Source organism: Brachybacterium sp. ACRRE, assembly GCF_022346485.1.
GTDB classification, from domain to species: Bacteria; Actinomycetota; Actinomycetes; order Actinomycetales; family Dermabacteraceae; genus Brachybacterium; species Brachybacterium halotolerans.
In genome coordinates this window covers 1-17,454 of record NZ_JAKRMO010000045.1, presented here as the reverse complement: position 1 = coordinate 17,454, position 17,454 = coordinate 1, and the positions used below count along the sequence as shown (strand labels likewise).

General features: G+C 71.8%; 16 protein-coding genes. 8 read left to right on the top strand and 8 right to left on the bottom strand.

From position 1 onward, the window contains the following. Positions 1–15: 15 nt before the first annotated feature. From MHY49_RS13095 to MHY49_RS13075, 5 genes are all read right to left on the bottom strand, one after another. Positions 16–1,074 carry a lipoate--protein ligase family protein gene (locus MHY49_RS13095; protein WP_239204760.1) on the bottom strand — a complete coding sequence of 353 codons (1,059 nt, stop codon included), beginning with the start codon at positions 1,072–1,074 and terminating at the stop codon, positions 16–18. Positions 1,075–1,216: 142 nt separating this feature from the next. Then, on the bottom strand, positions 1,217–2,485 hold the full coding sequence (locus MHY49_RS13090) for a hypothetical protein (RefSeq protein ID WP_239204758.1): 1,269 nt from the start codon (positions 2,483–2,485) through the stop codon (positions 1,217–1,219). 117 nt (positions 2,486–2,602) lie between these two features. Beyond that, positions 2,603–3,586, bottom strand: coding sequence for an ATP-binding cassette domain-containing protein (locus MHY49_RS13085; protein ID WP_239204756.1), 984 nt, complete (start codon positions 3,584–3,586; stop codon positions 2,603–2,605). After that, complete coding sequence (locus MHY49_RS13080; RefSeq protein ID WP_228358926.1) at positions 3,583–4,413, bottom strand: ABC transporter permease; 831 nt, start codon at positions 4,411–4,413, stop codon at positions 3,583–3,585. The genes MHY49_RS13085 and MHY49_RS13080 overlap by 4 nt, the downstream gene beginning before the upstream one ends. Further along, complete coding sequence (locus MHY49_RS13075; protein WP_239204754.1) at positions 4,406–5,200, bottom strand: ABC-2 family transporter protein; 795 nt, start codon at positions 5,198–5,200, stop codon at positions 4,406–4,408. The genes MHY49_RS13080 and MHY49_RS13075 overlap by 8 nt, the downstream gene beginning before the upstream one ends. 106 nt (positions 5,201–5,306) lie before the next feature. On the opposite strand from MHY49_RS13075, the gene MHY49_RS13070 reads away from it, so the two are divergent. The 3 genes from MHY49_RS13070 (at position 5,307) to MHY49_RS13060 (ending at position 7,974) form a co-directional block, all read left to right on the top strand. Then, positions 5,307–6,587, top strand: coding sequence for a dicarboxylate/amino acid:cation symporter (locus MHY49_RS13070; RefSeq protein WP_239204752.1), 1,281 nt, complete (start codon positions 5,307–5,309; stop codon positions 6,585–6,587). Between the two features lie 62 nt (positions 6,588–6,649). Continuing rightward, positions 6,650–7,045: a metalloregulator ArsR/SmtB family transcription factor gene (locus MHY49_RS13065; protein WP_239204750.1), complete on the top strand. Its 396-nt coding sequence runs from the start codon at positions 6,650–6,652 to the stop codon at positions 7,043–7,045. After that, complete coding sequence (locus MHY49_RS13060; protein WP_239204748.1) at positions 7,045–7,974, top strand: cation diffusion facilitator family transporter; 930 nt, start codon at positions 7,045–7,047, stop codon at positions 7,972–7,974. The genes MHY49_RS13065 and MHY49_RS13060 overlap by 1 nt, the downstream gene beginning before the upstream one ends. A gap of 18 nt (positions 7,975–7,992) precedes the next feature. Here the strand turns inward: MHY49_RS13060 and MHY49_RS13055 are convergent, their stop codons facing one another. Further along, positions 7,993–8,667 (bottom strand): HAD-IA family hydrolase, encoded by a 675-nt coding sequence (locus tag MHY49_RS13055; protein WP_239204746.1) that lies wholly within the window; start codon positions 8,665–8,667, stop codon positions 7,993–7,995. A 62-nt stretch (positions 8,668–8,729) separates the two neighbouring features. On the opposite strand from MHY49_RS13055, the gene MHY49_RS13050 reads away from it, so the two are divergent. The 3 genes from MHY49_RS13050 to MHY49_RS13040 all read left to right on the top strand — a co-directional run bounded on the left by MHY49_RS13050 (position 8,730) and on the right by MHY49_RS13040 (position 11,887). Then, on the top strand, positions 8,730–9,518 hold the full coding sequence (locus tag MHY49_RS13050) for an SDR family oxidoreductase (protein WP_239204744.1): 789 nt from the start codon (positions 8,730–8,732) through the stop codon (positions 9,516–9,518). A gap of 63 nt (positions 9,519–9,581) precedes the next feature. Next, entirely contained in the window at positions 9,582–11,456 is a 1,875-nt protein-coding gene (locus tag MHY49_RS13045; protein ID WP_239204742.1) for an ABC transporter ATP-binding protein, read from the top strand. Positions 11,457–11,644: 188 nt separating this feature from the next. Continuing rightward, entirely contained in the window at positions 11,645–11,887 is a 243-nt protein-coding gene (locus MHY49_RS13040; protein ID WP_239204740.1) for a hypothetical protein, read from the top strand. Between the two features lie 11 nt (positions 11,888–11,898). Here MHY49_RS13040 and MHY49_RS13035 read toward each other — a convergent pair whose 3' ends face one another. Next, complete coding sequence (locus MHY49_RS13035; RefSeq protein WP_228358917.1) at positions 11,899–12,171, bottom strand: 2Fe-2S iron-sulfur cluster binding domain-containing protein; 273 nt, start codon at positions 12,169–12,171, stop codon at positions 11,899–11,901. Between the two features lie 275 nt (positions 12,172–12,446). On the opposite strand from MHY49_RS13035, the gene MHY49_RS13030 reads away from it, so the two are divergent. Next, on the top strand, positions 12,447–13,184 hold the full coding sequence (locus tag MHY49_RS13030; protein ID WP_152352033.1) for a response regulator transcription factor: 738 nt from the start codon (positions 12,447–12,449) through the stop codon (positions 13,182–13,184). Further along, the gene (locus tag MHY49_RS13025; protein ID WP_239204738.1) at positions 13,181–14,875 is read left to right on the top strand and encodes a cell wall metabolism sensor histidine kinase WalK; all 1,695 of its coding nucleotides are present in this window, start codon (positions 13,181–13,183) and stop codon (positions 14,873–14,875) included. The genes MHY49_RS13030 and MHY49_RS13025 overlap by 4 nt, the downstream gene beginning before the upstream one ends. A 175-nt stretch (positions 14,876–15,050) precedes the next feature. Here MHY49_RS13025 and MHY49_RS13020 read toward each other — a convergent pair whose 3' ends face one another. After that, positions 15,051–17,267, bottom strand: a complete 2,217-nt coding sequence (locus MHY49_RS13020) for an HNH endonuclease signature motif containing protein (RefSeq protein ID WP_239204736.1) — start codon at positions 17,265–17,267, stop codon at positions 15,051–15,053. Between the last annotated feature and the right edge of the window lie 187 nt (positions 17,268–17,454).

The following is a 17,454-nucleotide window of genomic DNA, read 5'->3' as shown; positions in this document are numbered from 1 at the left end:
CGTCGGGCGGGCCGCTCACGGCACGCGCTGGGTCCACTCCTCGGTGCCGAACTTGGTGTCCACGAGGTCCCGCGCCGCGGCGAGCTCGGCCTCGGTGTACGCCGACTCGTGGGTCGTGTACTTGCCGCGGAAGTATTCCAGGAAGCTGTCGATGATGGCCTCGCGGGTCATGCCGGTCTGCGAGCGCATCGGGTCCACGCGCTTGTTCGCGCTGCGGGTGCCCTTGTCGGAGAGCTTCTCGCGGCCCACGCGCAGCACCTCGCCCATCTTGTCGGCGTCGATGTCGTAGCTCATGGTGACATGGTGGAGCACGACGCCGTCGGCGAAGCGGCGCTGGGCGGCCCCGCCGATCTTTCCCTTGTCCGAGGCGATGTCGTTCAGCGGCACGTACCGCGCGCGCACGCCGATCTCCGCGAGCGCGCCCATCACCCAGTCGTCGAGGTAGGCGTAGGACTGCTCGAAGCTGAGGCCCTCCACCAGGGAGGACGGCACCACGAGGGAGTAGGTGAGGCAGTTGCCGGCCTCCATGAACATGGCGCCGCCGCCGGTGATGCGGCGCACCACGCCGATGCCGTGCTTGGCGGCGCCCGCGGGGTCGATCTCGTTCTTCACGCTCTGGTAGGAGCCGATCACCACGAGCGGGGAGTCCCAGTCCCAGATCCGCAGCAGCGGTCTGCGCCGACCGGCGGCGACCTCGTGGGGGATGACCTCGTCGAGCGCCACGTGCATGATCGGCGCCATGGTGACCGGGCCGATGACGTCGAACTCGTGGTCGTCCCAGCTGGTCGCGTTGCCGAGGGCCCGGCGCACGGCGATCGCGACGGCGTCCGCGTCGAAGCCGATCATCTGGACGTCGCCGTGCCGGGCGGCGAGGCGCGCGGAGATCGCCTCGGTGATCGTCGCGGCGCTCGCCTTCACGGGCAGGCCGACGATCGCGGCGTCGATGTCCTCGAGGGCCTCGTCGGGCTCGAGGAAGAAGTCGCCGAACACGTGGGCGGAGGTGATCACCCCGTCCGAGGCCTCGACCTCGACCGAGACGAGCTTGCCCCCGCGGACCTTGAACGAGCCGTTCACCCTCGCTGCCTCCTGCGACCTGGTTGCGGCGCCCCGGTGAGGGCGCCCTCAGCCGCCATTGTCCCAGCCGCCGCGCGCCCGCGGGATGTGAGCCGCGCGTCGTTCCCGGGGATGCCCGCTCGCCGTGCCCCCGCAGCCGCGCTCAGGGCTTGGTCGCGAGCGAGTGCAGCGCCTCGTGGACGCTGGTGACGAGGTCCTGCACGGAGTCGGACTTCTTGGCCTGGACCACGTAGGTGCGGTGGTCGTACTCGCGGGTGACGCGCGGCAGCAGCGTGCGCCAGGTGCTCGAGCCGCCGATCGAGACGAGGAAGGTGCCCGAGCGCGGGATCGACGGGGCGTGCACGCGCACCGAGAGGCGGTCGGCGGTCATGTCGGGCTGCTGGCGGGGGACGAGCGGGAAGCCGCTCGCCTCGAGACGGCCCGGGTCGAGGACCTCCCAGAGCAGGGCGCGGGCGTCCTCGAGCTTCCGGGAGGCCGGGGCGCCGATGAAGGAGTCGGGCTCGAAGGTGAGGTCCGCGTCGTATCGCCAGTCGGCGTGGGAGGCGATCGCGCGCAGACGGGCGATGGCGGCCTCGCGCTCCTCGTCGGAGCCGAGCGCCCCGATGCCCAGCGGGAAGGACCGCTGGGGGCGGGAGCCCACGAGCCAGATCGCCGAGCCGTCCTCGACGGCGTCGAACTCGACGCCGAGATCGTTGCCGCTCGCGCCCGCGTGCAGCCACGCCCGCGGATGGCTGCGCGAGGAGGAGAAACGCGGCGCGCGATGGATGAGCTCGTCGCTGACGAGCAGCATCGAGCGCAGGTGATCGCGCAGCTCGGTGGTGACCTCCTCGTCGAGCAGGACCTTCGGGGCGACGGGCTGCTGGGCGTCCTCGACGGCCTGGTTCTCGCCGAACTCGGCGAGAGCCGTCCACAGCTCGGCGCTCTCGGGGTCGTGCGGCACGAGCCGCTTGGCGACCTGCGCCCAGGTCACCATGCGGATGCGGCCGGTGGGGTCGTCGACCTCGCGCACGGCGGAGCGGCGCGAGCGCGGCACGATGAGCAGCAGGCGGCTGCCCGGGGTCCTCTCGAGGGAGCCGAGCAGGGAGCGCAGGCGCTCCTCGGAGAGGTCCCCGTCGATCACGAGCTTGACCGCGAGGATCTCGGAGGAGCCGGTCGAGGGGGACTGGCCCACCAGGTCGAAGGCGTCGGCCGCGCTGCGGGTGGTCGTGCGGAAGGCGGGCACGGATCCGGACACGTCGGCGATGCGGCGGGCGAACTGCCGGCGGGCGCGGCGGTCGCGCAGGACGTGGTCGAGCATGCCTCGGGCCATCGCCTCGTGGCGGGTGCGCGGGGAGTCATGGCGGAGCATCTTCGGCACGGCGTCCAGGCCGCTCGAGATCATCCGGCCGACGGACGGGGCGGCGGGGCTCATGTGCTCTCCTCGTTCGCTGCGGGTGGGTGCGCGCCGGGGCGCTGCGGGGTGCGACGGGGCCGACGGACGGGCCCGCAGCGAGGATACGTGGCATCGTCGGCCCGTCGCCCTCGGCTCTCACCGGCCCCGGGCGTAGATCTCCCGCACGAGGTCCTCGATCGCGGGCTCGGCGAGGGAGAGATCGGCGATCTCGGCCTGCGCGCCGATCGCGGAGAGCAGGGCGGGCACCGTCATCTCGCTGCCGCGGAAGGCGATGCGGTGACGGATCCCGTCGGCCTCGACGGCGAGCACGTCGGCCTCGGGAGGGAGGGCGAGCGCCTCGCGCGGCGCGGCGAGGTCGACGATGAGCTCGCGGGGCGCGCCGAGGGACTCGCGGAAGCCGGCGAGGGGGCCGTCGAAGGCGACCGTGCCGGAGTTGACCACGACGATCCGCTCGCACAGGCGCTCCACGTCGCCCATGTCGTGCGTGGTGAGGAACAGCGTGGTGCCGCGCTCCTCGCGGTCCTCGCGCAGGAAGCGGCGCAGCCCCTCCTTGGAGATCATGTCCAGGCCGATCGTCGGCTCGTCGAGGATGACCAGGCGCGGGGAGTGCAGCAGCGAGGCCGCGACCTCGCCGCGCATCCGCTGGCCGAGCGAGAGCTGGCGCACCGGTCGGTCGAGGAACTCCTCGAGGTCGAGCCCCTCGACGAGGCGCCCCAGGCGCCGCACGCGCTCGGCCTCGCTCAGGCGGTGCATCGCGCCGAGGATCCGGAAGGAGTCGCGCAGCGGGAGGTCCCACCAGAGCTGCGAGCGCTGGCCGAAGACCACGCCGATCTCCCGGGCGAGGCGTCGGCGCTCGGCGACGGGACGCCGGCCCAGCACCCGCACGTCGCCGGAGGTGGGCTGGAGGATGCCGGTCATCATCTTGATGGTGGTGGACTTCCCGGCGCCGTTCGCGCCCACGAAGCCGACCGCCTCCCCGGGATGCACCTGCAGGGTCACGTCGTCGACGGCGCGCACGATCCTGCGGGTGCGTCGGCCCAGCGGGCCCGAGCGCACCACGTAGTCCCGGCGCAGGGAGCGCAGGTCGATCGCGGGCTGGGGCGTCTCGTGGTTCGTCATCCGCCGGCTCCTGTGTAGCGACGGACCCCCGCGCGCCAGAGCAGCGCGGCGAGGATCCAGGTGAGGACCGCGACCGGCAGGCCCAGCCAGCCCGTCCACTGCGGCAGCAGCGGCGGGCCGGGCAGGTCCAGCAGGGCCAGGGTCGGGGTGTAGGCGACGAGCGTCGTCGGGATCACGAAGGTGAAGAACGCCCGCAGGGGCAGCGGGAACACCGCGCCGGGGTTCGTGGCCACGTAGTTGCCGCCGTAGGTGAACGCGTTCGCGAACTCGCGGCCGTCCACGAGCCAGAACTGCATGGCCCCGGCCATCGTGAACAGGGCGCCCATGATCGCGGCGCCCGCGAGCGGCGCGATCACCAGCAGCGCGAGCGTCTGCGGGGTGGGGGAGAAGCCGGCGATCGCGAGCGCGGTCGCGGTCATCGCGATGCCGACGGCGATCCGGCCCAGCCGGCGCAGGGAGAGGTCCAGGCTCGAGATCTGCAGCAGCATCGGCACGGGGCGGATCATGAGGGTCTCGAGCGTCCCGGAGCGGATCGCCGTGGAGAGCCCGTCGATCTCCCCGAACAGCATGTCGGCGATCCCGAAGGCGAGAGCTCCGAGCCCGTAGACCACGGCGACCTGCGGCAGCGTCATCCCGCCCAGCACGTCGACCTGGGAGAGGATCACCCACAGCTCGAGGAACTCGGTGCCCACGATGAGGACCTGGCCCAGCAGGTCCATGAGGAAGCTCGTGCGGAACGAGGCCTGGGAGCGGATCCGCGAGCCGTAGAGCGTCGCGACCATCCGCAGGGTCGAGCCCGGGCGGGCCGACGGTGTCCTCTCAGCCACCCTGCACCTCCAGCGAACGGATCCCGCGCTGCAGCACCGCCCAGGCGGCGAGGGCGAGGATGCCCGCCCACAGCGCCTGCACGCCGATCTCGGGGAGGGCCTCGGCCGTGGTCACGCGCGCGGAGAGCACGTCGATCGGGGTCTGCACCATGGCGGGGAACGGGGTCGCGCGGGTGAGGGCGATCAGCCGGTCGGGGAACCAGGCGATGGGGATGAGGAACCCGGAGAGCAGGTTCATCACGGCCGTGTAGACGACGGTGAGCCCGCGGGTCTGCACGATCCAGAACGCCGCGAGGTTCACCAGCATGTCCGCGAGGAAGGCGACGGTGACCGCGAGCAGGATCGCGAGCAGGCCCAGCAGCCAGGCCGCGGGGTCCGTCGGCAGGGAGATGCCGGTGAGCGCCGCTCCCACGAGCATCGGCGGGATCCCGCGGGCGAGCAGCAGGAAGGCGGAGCGGCCCAGCTTCTGCGCGTACTGGAGCCGGAGGAATCCCAGGGGCCGCAGCAGGTCGATGGCCACGTCGCCCTGATGGACGCGCTCGGCGACCTCCCGGGTGCCGAAGGCCTCGACGGGGGCGAGCAGCGCCTGGCCCAGCCACACGTAGGTCGCGGCCTGCAGGGCGTCGTAGCCGCGCAGCTCGCCCCCGGCGGTGGAGACCGCGGCCAGCAGGATCGAGGCGCGGATCAGGCCGAACACGGAGTTCGTGAACACGCCGGCGACGGTGGCGACGCGATAGGTGGAGTACTGCCGGAAGGAGGCGGCGATGATCCTCCAGAAGGCGAGCACTCGCGCGAGTCTAGGGCGCGGCCGACGCGCGCGCGAGGGTTTCGGGGGAAGTGGCCCGGATCGGTAGCCTGTGCCGATCCCCGTTCCCCGACGAATCGAACGATCGATGACTCCTCCTGCCGAGACCCCGCCCGCCGCTCCCGCGTCCGTCGACGAGGCGACCGCCGCTCCCTCCCGCCGTCGCCCCCGCTTCGGCCTGCTGCCGCGGATCGTGGTCGCGATCGTGCTGGGCATCCTCCTGGGCCTGGTGATGCCCGAGGCGCTCGCGCGCGTGTTCACCACCTTCAACGGACTGTTCTCCGCGTTCCTGGAGTTCCTCATCCCGCTGATCATCGTGGGGCTCGTGACCCCGGCGATCGGCGAGCTGGGCCGCGGGGCGGGGAGGATGCTCGCCCTCACCGCGGGCATCGCCTACGTCTCGACGATCCTGTGCGGGCTGCTCGCGCTCGCCGTCTCCGCCCTGCTGCTCCCGCGCATGCTCGCGGGCGCGAGCGTGGGGACGCTGGACAACCCCGAGGACTCGGCGATCTCCCCGTACTTCACGATCGAGATGCCGCCCGTCTTCGAGGTGATGACCGCGCTCATCCTCGCCTTCTGCCTCGGCATCGGGCTGACGCTGGTGCGCCGCGGGGCGCTGCAGGAGTCCTTCGAGCAGGTGCGCACGATCGTGGTGCGCACGATCGAGGCGATCATCATCCCGCTGCTCCCGATCTACATCTTCGGGATGTTCCTGGGCCTCACGATGAACGGGCAGATCTGGACCGTCATCGGCACGTTCCTCGCGGTCGTGCTCATGGTCTTCGTCCTCACGGTGGTCGTGCTGCTCGCCCAGTACTGCGTGGCCGGCTGGGCGATGCGCCGCAATCCCCTGAGGATGCTGTGGACGATGCTCCCCGCCTACGCGACGGCGCTCGGCACCAGCTCGTCGGCCGCGACGATCCCCGTGACCCTCCAGTGCACCAAGCGCAACGGGGTGGCGGCTCCGATCGCCGACTTCGTGGTCCCGCTGTGCGCGACGATCCACCTCGCCGGCTCGACGCTCAAGATCACCTCCTTCGCCGTCGCGATCATGGTGGTCACCGGGATGCCGCTGGACCCCGCGAAGCTCGTGGGCTTCGTGCTCATGCTCGGGATCGTCATGATCGCCGCGCCGGGCGTGCCCGGGGGAGCGATCATGGCCGCCGCCGGGATCCTCTCCTCGATGCTCGGCTTCGGCGAGGCGGCCGTCGGCCTCATGATCGCCTCCTACATCGCGATCGACTCCTTCGGCACCGCCACGAACGTCACCGGCGACGGCGCGATCGCAGCGCTCGTCTCCCGCATCGCCCGCGGGCGCGTCTCCGGGGATCTGGAGGCCGACGACGGGGTCGAGCTCGCGGGGGTCTGACCGGGGCCGACGGCGGTCGTCGGCCCTTGACCTCCCTCCCTCCGCACCCCTAGCCTGAATGTATGAACACATCGTCACATGTGCAGGCGGCGGAGCCCGCGGAGGGCTGCGCGAGCGATGTCGTGGACGCCGGGCGCGTCGCGCTCGCCGCCGAGCACCTGCCGCGCCCCCGCGACGTGGCGGAGACCGCGGACGTGTTCTCCCTGCTCGGGGACCCCAACCGGCTCACCCTTCTGCTCGCCCTGCTCGAGGGGGAGCTGTGCGTGCACGATCTCGCCGCGCTCACCGGGCAGTCGGACTCCTCGACCTCCCACGCCCTCAAGCTGCTGCGCGCCCACCGCGTCGTCGCGACCCGCCGCGACGGGCGGCGCATGTTCTACCGGCTGGATGATCCGCACGTGCGGATGCTCCTGGACCTCGCGCTCGCCCACACCGCGCACACGGGAGGCGGTGCCTGATGGACGCCCACTCCCATTCCCACGCCTCGGCCGCGCAGGCGCTGAGCGCGGGCGGGAGGCATCGGCGCCGCCTGGCATGGGCGCTCGTGCTGATCGGCGGCTTCTTCGTCGTCGAACTGGTCACCGCGCTGCTCACGGGCTCCCTCGCGCTGCTCTCGGACGCGGGGCACATGGCGGCCGACGTCCTCACCCTCGCCGCCGCCCTCGGCGCCACGGTGCTCGCCGCCCGGCCCGACCGCACGGGCAGGCGCAGCTTCGGCAGCTACCGCCTCGAGGTGTTCGCCTCCCTGCTCGCGGTGCTCGTGATGCTGGGCGTCTCGGTCTTCGTGGTCCTCGAGGCGATCGGCCGGATCGGCGCGGGCGCCGAGGGCGCGCACGTTGACTCGGTGCCCATGCTCGTGGTGGGCGCGCTCGGACTGGTCGTGAACCTCGCGGTGATGCGGCTGCTGCGGGCGGGCGCGCAGGAGAGCCTCAACGTCAAGGGCGCCTATCTCGAGGTCCTCGCCGACACCATCGGCTCGGTCGGCGTGGTCGCGGCCGCGATCCTCGTGGGCGCGACCGGGAGCACGCTCTGGGACACCGCCATCGCCCTCGCGATCGGCGTGTTCGTCGCGCTGCGCGCGCTGATCCTGGGGCGCGAGGTCCTCTCGGTGCTGGGCCAGGAGACGCCGCGGCACCTGGATCCCGGGTCCGTGGGGGAGGACCTGCGCGCCGTCCCGGGTGTCACCGACGTGCACGACCTGCACCTGTGGACGGTCACCTCGGGGATGGACGTGCTCACCGTGCACCTGCGGGTGCGCGAGGGGACCGACGGCCACGCGGTCCTCGACGCGGCCGAGTCGATGCTCCGCGAGCGCCACGGCCTGGACCACTGCACGCTGCAGATCGAGCCCGAGGACCATCGCACCGACCAGGAGACCACCTGGTGATCTCGGAGGTCCTCGACCTCAGCGCTCGGGAGCGAGCAGCCGGGTGAGCTCCGCGAAGGAGTCGACGACGGCGAGCGGGTCCTGCGCCTCGAGGGCGGGCCGCGTGCCGGCGCCCCAGGTGACGCCCACGGCCGCCATGCCCGCGGCGTGCGCGGCCTGCAGATCGGTCGCCGCGTCGCCGACGTAGACGGCGTCCTCGGCGCGCGCGCCGAGCACCTCGAGCGCGTGGCGCAGCGGGGCGGGATCGGGCTTGTGGGCGAGCGTGTGCTCCTTGCCGATCACCACGTCGATCGCGGGCATCGCCGTCGCCGTGAGGCCGCGCCGGGCGAGCTCGGAGCCCTTCGAGGTCACCACGCCCACGTCGGCCCCGGCGCCGAGCAGCGTGCCCACATGGGCGTCGGCCCCGGGGTACGGGGCGATCCGCTCGTCGTGATGGCCCACGTTGAACGCGCGGTAGGCCTCGGCCATCGCCGGCGCGCGCACGGGATCGAGCGCCTCGAAGGTCTCCTCGAGGGCGAGGCCGATCCAGCTGCGCACCTCCGCCTCCTCGATGCCCGTGATGCCGAAGCGCTCGAAGACGTGCGCGTAGGAGTCGACGATGAGGCCCACGGTGTCCACGAGCGTCCCGTCCAGGTCGAAGAGGACGACGGGGCGCAGGAGCGCGGGCGAGTCGGTGCGGACGGGCGAGGTCATGGCCCCATCCTCTCGCGGAACGCGGCCCTGCGCGGATCCGTCCGGCCCGTATCCTCGGGGCCATGGCCTCCACCGCTTCCTCCACACCCGCCACCGCCCCTCTCACCGCCGTGGTCACCGGCGCCTCCTCGGGCATCGGCCGCGCGACCGCCGTGCGCCTGGCCGCCGACGGCTGGCGCGTGCTCGCCGTCGCCCGCCGCGAGGACCGGCTGACGTCCCTCGCCGAGGAGTCCGGCTGCGAGACCCTCGCCGTCGACGTCACGGACGACGACTCGGTGGCCGCGCTCGTGGCCCGCGTGGACGACGCGTTCGGCGGGAGCCTGAACGCGGTCGTGAACGTCGCGGGCGGTGCCTTCGGACAGGAGCCCGTCGCCGAGGCCGACCTCGACGCCTGGCAGCGGATGTACGAGGTCAACGTGCTCGGCGCCGCCCGGGTCACGCGCGAGCTGCTCCCCGCCCTGCATGCGAGCGGCCGCGGCGACGTCCTCGTGCTCTCCTCGACGGCGGCCCAGGGCGCCTACGAGGGAGGAGCCGGCTACAACGCCGCCAAGGCGGGGGAGCACATGCTCGCCTCCGCCCTGCGCCTCGAGCTCAACGGCGCACCGATCCGCGTCATCGAGATCGCTCCCGGCATGGTCCGCACCGAGGAGTTCTCCCTGGTGCGCCTGGGCGACGCCTCGCGGGCCGAGAAGGTCTACGACGGCGTCGAGGAGCCGCTCACCGCCGAGGACTGCGCCGACGTCATCTCCTACGCCCTGAACGCCCCGCACCACGTGAACCTCGATCTCGTCACCATCCGCCCGCTCGCCCAGGCGGCGCAGCACAAGGTGGCGCGCCATGCGGGTCTCTGAGGGCGCGGTCGCCCGATGAGCATGGCGGGCGGACTCGGCGGTCCTGGCGGCGGGGGTCGCGGGATGGCCTCGATGCCGGGGGCCGACGAGCGGCGCCTCGCGCCGGGGCAGCGCGCCGACGTCGGCCGGATCCTGCGCCTGTTCACGCCGTACCGGGGCACCCTGCTGGTGGTCCTCGTGCTCATCGCGCTCGCCGCCGCGACGGGCGTGGTCTCCCCGTTCCTGGTGCGCGAGGTCGTGGACGTCGCCCTGCCGGATCAGCGGCTGGACCTGCTCGCGTGGTGCGTGGCCGGGATGATCGCCGTCACCGCGATCTCCTCGGTGCTGGGCGTGCTGCAGTCGCTGCTGTCCACGCGCGTGGGCCAGGCGATCATGCACGACCTGCGCGTCGCCGTCTTCTCGCACCTGCAGCGGATGGGGCTGGGCTTCTTCACGCGCACGCGCACCGGCGAGGTGCAGTCGCGCATCTTCAACGACATCGGCTCGATGCAGGCCGTGGTCACGAGCGTGGTCACCCAGATCGTCTCCGCGAGCGCCGGGATCGTGATGGCCGTGGTCGCGATGCTCGCGATGGACTGGCGCCTCACCCTGTTCTCCGTGATCACCGTCCCGCTGGCCGTGTGGATGAATCGGCGGGTGGGGCTGCGGCGCCGCGCGATCACGCGCATCCAGCAGGAGACCGCCGCCGACCTCTCCGCCTCGATCCAGGAGTCCCTCTCGGTCTCGGGGATCCTGCTGGGCACCACGATGGGGCGCACCGATGCCCTCACCGCCCACTTCACGGGCCTCTCGGGGCGCCTCGCCGAGCTGGGGCTCTCCTCGACGACGGCCGGCCGCTGGCAGATGGCCCTCTACTCGACGCTCATGTCGGTGATCCCCTCGCTCACCTACCTGCTGGGCGGCTACCTGCTGTTCGGGCACGTCCCCGGCGTCACCATCGGCACTCTGGTCGCCTTCATCGCCCTGCAGTCCGGGCTGTTCCCGCAGATCAACTCGCTGCTGCGCGTGGCGACCCAGGTGAACTCCTCCTTCGCGCTGTTCACCCGCGTCTTCGAGTACCTCGATGCTCCCGTGACCATCACCCAGCGCGAGGACGCGACCGCGCTGGAGCCCTCCGCGGTGCGCGGCGAGGTCCGCCTCGAGCACGTGGCCTTCCGCTACCCGGGCGAGGACGCGGACGGGTCACCTGACACCGCGGTGGCCGACGGGGCCGACGGCCCGAGCCGCACCGACCTCGACCTCGAGGATCCCTCGTTCACCCTCCACGGCATCGACCTCACGGTCCCCGCCGGCACGCACACGGCGCTCGTCGGCGCGACCGGCTCGGGCAAGACCACCACCGGCTACCTCATGGCGCGCCTGTACGACCCGACGCTGGGGGCGGTCACCCTGGACGGCCATGACCTGCGCGACCTCACGCTGCGATCGGTCTCCGACTGCATCGGCGTGGTCACCCAGGAGACCTACCTGCTGCACGCGAGCATCGCCGACAACCTGCGCTTCGCCGCGCCCGACGCGAGCGACGAGGACCTCGAGCGGGCATGCCGGATCGCGCAGATCCACGACCACATCGCGAGCCTTCCCGAGGGGTACGGCACCACGGTGGGGGAGCGCGGCTACCGGTTCTCCGGAGGGGAGAAGCAGCGGCTCGCGCTCGCCCGCACGATCCTGCGCGACCCGCCCGTGCTCCTGCTCGACGAGGCCACGAGCGCCCTGGACGTGCGCACCGAGCATGCGATGAGCGGCGCGCTCGCCGCGCTCAGCCGCGGCCGCACCACGATCTCGATCGCGCACCGCCTCTCCACGATCCGCGACGCCGACCAGATCGTGGTCCTCGAGAAGGGGCGGATCGTCGAGCGCGGCACCTTCGAGGAGCTGCTCGCGCACGACGGTCCCTTCTCCGAGCTCGCGCGCCGCGACGCGAGCCTTCCGTTCTGATCCCGGTCCCGGCGACCCGGGACCGCCCGGTCGGCGTCTCGGGGCATCCCGGATACGACCCGGGTATGGCCCGGATTCATCCGTCCGAAGGATGCGCGGGCGGCGGACGACGGGGGAGAGTGGTGGTGTTCGCGCAGCACCGGCGCGACCCCGCACGTCGGCGGCACAGCACTCGTCAGGAGACGACCATGGACCAGGGCAGGATGCGCACGATCCCCTCGCACACGCTGTCCTCGAGCGATGCCCCGGCTTCGCGCGGAGCCGGCCGACCGGCGGTGTTCACCGCGATCGTGATGGTCGCGCTCGTGATCCTGATGACCGTGCTGCTCGGCGGCCCGACGATGCCGCTCGTGACCTCGATCGCGATGGCGGGGGTGTCCGTGCTGCTGGTCGCGATCGGCTGGGTGGTGGCGGGCCCGCGTCGGCCCTGACCCGGCGAAGGTCAGACGTCGAGCTCGATCTCGCCGACCCCGCGGGAGACGCACACGGTCATCCGCTCCTCGCGCTCGTCGTCCATGAGGAACTCGTCCTCGTGGATGACGTCCCCGGCCAGCAGCGGCAGCACGCAGGTGCCGCACACGCCGCCCTCGCACGAGTAGTCGACGTCGATGCCGGCGTCCAGGAGAGCCTGCAGCAGCGTGTGCTCGCCGTCGACCTCCACGGTCGTGCCGGACTTCCGGCACTTCGCGGTGAACGGTTCGCCCAGCGTGCCCATGGGTGCTCCTCCAAGGATCGAGTGGGGTGGATCGGGTGGGTGATGCGCGCGGCCGGCGCCTGCGCGCGGCCCGCCCTCCAGCATCCCACGCCCGCGCGCACGGGGCGTGGTGAGCGTGCTCTCACCGGGCGCGTCCGGACTTGGGCAGTGCTGCGCGCGGGGCTGTGCGCGGGCTGTGCGGGACGGATCGGTGTGCTGTGGCGGGGGCGCGGAGCCTGTGCGGACGGATCGTCGGCGACTAATCTCGGTGTCACCACCTCGAACGGGAGCTGAACATGTCCAACACCCCCGCCGCGCTGTCCGCGCTGCCGCCGCTGGCGCATCCGGACGGGTCCCCGATCCGCGCGCTCGTCGTCGAGGACGAGCCGACCATCGCCGATCTCCTGCGCTTCCCGCTGCAGATGATCGGCTGGGAGGCGACGGTCGTGGGCGACGGCCTCGAGGCCGTGCGGGTGGCCCGCGAGATCCGGCCCGACGTGCTCGTGCTGGACCGCATGCTCCCCGGCATCGAGGGCCTCGAGGTGCTGCGCCGCATCCGTGCCCTGCAGCCCGACGTCCCCTCGCTCATGCTCACCGCGATGGACGCCCCGGCCGATCGCGTCCAGGGTCTCGCCTCCGGCGCCGACGACTACGTGACCAAGCCGTTCACGATGGAGGAGGTGCTGCTGCGGCTGCACCGCCTGGTCCAGCGCGCGGGGGCGACGTCCCCGCAGAGCAGCGAGCTCGTCGTCGGCGATCTGGTGATGAACCTGGACACCCACGAGGTCACGCGCGGCGGCGAGGAGATCGCGCTGACCGCGACCCAGTACCAGCTTCTGCAGTACCTGATGGAGAACCCGCAGCGCGTGCTGTCCAAGGCGCAGATCCTCGATGCGGTCTGGAACTACGACTTCGGCGGGCAGGCGAACATCGTCGAGCTCTACGTCTCCTACCTGCGCAAGAAGATCGACGTGGGCCGCGAGCCGATGATCCGCACGGTCCGCGGCGCCGGCTACATGCTCAAGCCCGCATGACCCGCGCTTCTCGCGACCCCCGCGCCTCGCGCCCCCACGTGCCGGCGCGCACGGCCCTGTCGTCCGGCGCCTCGGCTCCCGCGGCGACGCCGCGACGGCATCGTCTGTCGCTGCGCGCGACCCTCGTGATCCTGCTGGTGAGCACCGTGGCGGTGCTGTGCCTGCTGGTCGGGGCGGTCACGCACGTGTCGGTGCGCGGGCAGCTCGAGGGCCAGCTGGACGCGCAGCTCACCCGTGCCGCCCACCGTGCCGGCGGCACGGGCGGTCCGGGCGCTCCCGACGGGCCGACGAGCGGCGAGGACGGGTCCAGCGGCACGGGGAGCACGAGCGGCACGACCGGTACGAGCGGCACCGGGGCCGATGAGGCCGACGGCGGGGACGACAGCGGGGACGACGGGGCCACGGGGCCGGGCGGCGGCGAGTTCGAGCTCGCCGCGATCCTCGTGGACGGCCGGGTCGTGAGCGCCGCGTGGCGCGACACCGACGGTCAGGTCGAGCAGCTCGGCGCCTCGGACAGCACAGAGGTCGCCGACGTCGCGAAGGGGCTGGACAGCGACGAGCACGCGGACGTGAAGCTCTCCATCGGCCAGTACCGGGTGATGACCGCGACCGACGCCTCGGGCGCCGTGATCGTCACCGGCCTCCCGCTCACCCAGGTCCACAGCACGCTGACGCGACTGGACATCACGCTGGTGACGGCGGGACTGCTCGCGACCGCGCTCTGCGGGGTGGCGGGATCGCTGATCGTGCGGCGCACCCTGCGTCCCCTCGAGGAGGTCTCCGCCGTCGCCGGACGGGTGGCCGACATGCCCCTGTCCCACGGCGACGTGGCCCTGGGGGACCGGGTCGACGAGCGGATCTCCCATTCGGGGACCGAGGCCGGCGAGGTGGGGCGGGCCCTCAACCTGCTGCTGGACAACGTGGAGGGGGCGCTCGAGACGCGCCAGCACAGCGAGGAGTCGATGCGACGCTTCATCGCCGACGCGTCCCATGAGCTGCGCACACCGCTCACGGCGATCCGCGGCTACAGCGAGATGCTGCGGATGACGGAGGACCTCAGCGATCGCGGCGAGCAGTCGGTGGATCGCATGGACGCGCAGTCCCGGCGCATGACGTCGCTCGTGGAGGACCTGCTGCTGCTGGCCCGTCTCGACGAGGGCGCACGGGACGAGCGCACCGAGACCGACCTGGGCGAGCTCGTGCTGGATGCGGCGATGGACGCGCGGGTCACGGCGTCGGAGCACCGCTGGGTGCTCGAGGTCCCTGAGGAGCCGGTGACGGTGCTCGGCAATGCGCGCCAGCTGTCGCAGGTGATCGTGAACCTGCTGTCGAACGCCCGCAAGCACACTCCCGCGGGCACGACCGTGACCGTGCGGCTGCGGTCGGGGTGGGAGCCGGGGTCGGGGTCGAGGTCGGACGGCTCCGACTCAGCGGCCCCCTCGGGCTCGGTGGGACGAGTCGGCATCCTCGAGGTGATCGACGACGGTCCCGGCATCGAGCCGGAGATCGCGGGCCGGGTCTTCGAGCGCTTCACACGCGCGGACGCCGCCCGCTCGGGCGGGGACGGGACGACGGGGCTTGGGCTGCCGATCGTCAAGGCGATCGCCGAGGCGCACGGCGGCTCGATCACGCTGGAATCGGAGCCGGGTCGGACCGCCTTCATCCTGCGCCTGCCGCTCGTCGCCCGCTGAGCGGAGTCCTCGTCGTAGATCGCGGACGGGCGACGAGCGGACCCGATCCCGGAGACGCTGATTGATTTCGGGCGTGCCTGTAGAGGGGCACGGTTGAGTGCCCCTCTACAGGTGGGGGGTGCTGCTGGCGGGGTTCTGACCTCGATGCCCTGCGAGGGCGGGCCGCGCCGGTGGATCAGAAGGGTGGTGGTCCGGGGTCGAACTTGGGTGGTGGGTTCTGTTGCTTGCGTGGTTTTCGGGTGGTGGCGCTGATGGGGATGTCGCTGTCGTAGTGGAACGTCGGTGGCGGTTGGTATCTGCGCCGGACGGGTTTCTCGACGGGGATTTCTTCGAGGTCGGGGGCGCCGGCTTGGTCCATGTCGACTCGGGGCCACGGGTCCGGGACACCAGCTCGGATCGGCCAGGGCGAGTCCAGAACTGACGGCTCAGGCGAACCAGTCACCCCACCGCTGGGGGTTTCGCTGTCGCGCTCCCCCGCGCCCCGCTGCTCGAAGTCGTCCTGCCGGCGCTGCATCGACTCCCAGACGGCGTCGAGCTGGGCGACGGCCTGTGGGGTGAGGAGATCGGTGTCGTCCTCGCGGAACACGCGGAAGCGTTCGTGCATCTCCCACACCGTGCCCGCGGTCCCTGCCGGCGACTCGTCCGCTTCCACGCGGATGGGGTCGAGTTTGCCGGCGGTTTTCATCGCGTGGTGGAACCAGCACAGGAAGTGCAGGTTCTCCACCGCCGTTCGACCACCACAGACGGGATCGGCATGGTTGTACTCCACGATGTGGTCCGCTTCCGAGGCGACCGACGCGGTGCGTTCGCAGCCGGGGACGCCGCAGGATTGGCCGCGCAGGCGGAGGTGTTCGAGCATCGCCCCGGTGGGCCGGTACTTGTCCGCAGGACGCGGCAAGAACTCTCCCGAGGACGGGTCGGTGAGGACTCGGAACCATTCTTCGCTCTTGCCCGCGATCTCTCGGGCCATCTGCGCGGGGATCGGGGTCCCGTCCTCGAGCACGCCCGGGGCGTCGTCGCCGCCGACGAGGGTGAGGAAGGGGACGAGGACGTTCAACCGGAACCGGGCTTCGGGGACGGTGATGCCGCCGGTGTCGATCTGGGCGGCGTGGGCGAGGTGGTAGCGGATCAGGTTCAACGACAGGGGCATGCCCTCGTTCTCCACCCGACGATCCGGATCCAGCGGGATCTCCGTGCCCTCCATGAGGGCGTGGCGCTGGGCGTTCTGGATCGCCCGAGCCGCCTGATCGAATCGCCCGGCGAGGGCTTTGATCTCCGGGGCGGGTCCGATGATCCGCAGTGAGGCGACGCCATCGAGGGTTCCGGGGTCCAACACCAAGCGACGGCGAGTGGCCGAGATTTCTTCGGGTTCTTTCGGATGCCGCTGCTGAATCTTCGCCACCAGGAGTTCGAGGCATTTCGTGAACACCCGCGGCATGATCGCCAAACACCACGACGCGACCGTGACATCCACCAGCACCATCTCCGCGGGCGTGAAATCCGCGGTGCGCCGCAGCAGGGTGCGGAACCATTCCGCCGGGAATTCGCCTGCTTCCAGGGCTTGGGTGCAGCGCGGCAGGAGGTCCACGGCTCGGTGGGCGTCGGTGATGGCTTTGGCGGCCTGCCCGCGGGTGCAGCGCATCGCCACCGCGACCATCAGGTCCTGCTGCTCGACCTCGAACGGGTCGGCGTCCATGTCCTCGCGCCCCGCCCAGAACGGCGCCAGCGCCACGAACCGGCGGGAGAGCTCGAAGGACTCGTCGACGCCCTCGTCCCACAGGGCACGGACCTGCGCGGTCAGCTCCGCATCCGGGCGTGCCTTCACCCTGCGCGCCACGACCTCGCGGCAGACCGCCTTCTTGGGTTCCTTCACGATGAACAAGGGCTTGACGCCCTCCGGGGGCGCGGCCACGAACCGAGGCGTGTGGGCGTGCATGTCCTCGCGCTGACGCTCGGTCATCTGCTCCAAGTCGTCCAGGACCGAGAAGGTCGACTCGATCGCCGGCTGCCCGGGCAGGTCCAAACGCCCCTGCGACTCCGGCTGCTCCACCGCACTCATGTCACCCACCCCCTTCCCTGGCATTCCACGGACCCACACGAGATATCTGGATCGGGACAGTGATTCGACTGGCGCCATCGCAAGATTCGTCGGCCTCACCCATGAAACCGCGATCTCTCGTCCACGATCGATATGTCCAATTCTATGCCGGCGCACACCAGAAAACCAGTCCCCAGACAAGAATGTGGATAAGCCCGCGAACTTTTCCTGACTTCCGCATCTGCCACGTCCGCAGTGGATAACCCCGTGGAAAACACCCCCGTGTGGAGGAACCACGGATACCGAGTCGACGCGCACGCGACACCAGAACACGGCGCACGTCGAGAGCGACACGAGTCGACCCCTCACTCCGATGCATCGCGCCGCACCGGCACGCCCACCCGTCGGCCCCATACCTCACACCACCCCCCCCCCCCCACACCACCCACATACCCCATACACCCCCAACCCCCGTTTCCCCACCCGCGGCCCCCCCCGTTACAGTCCCCCCACCGCAAAGACCCCGCCCAACACCCGGTGC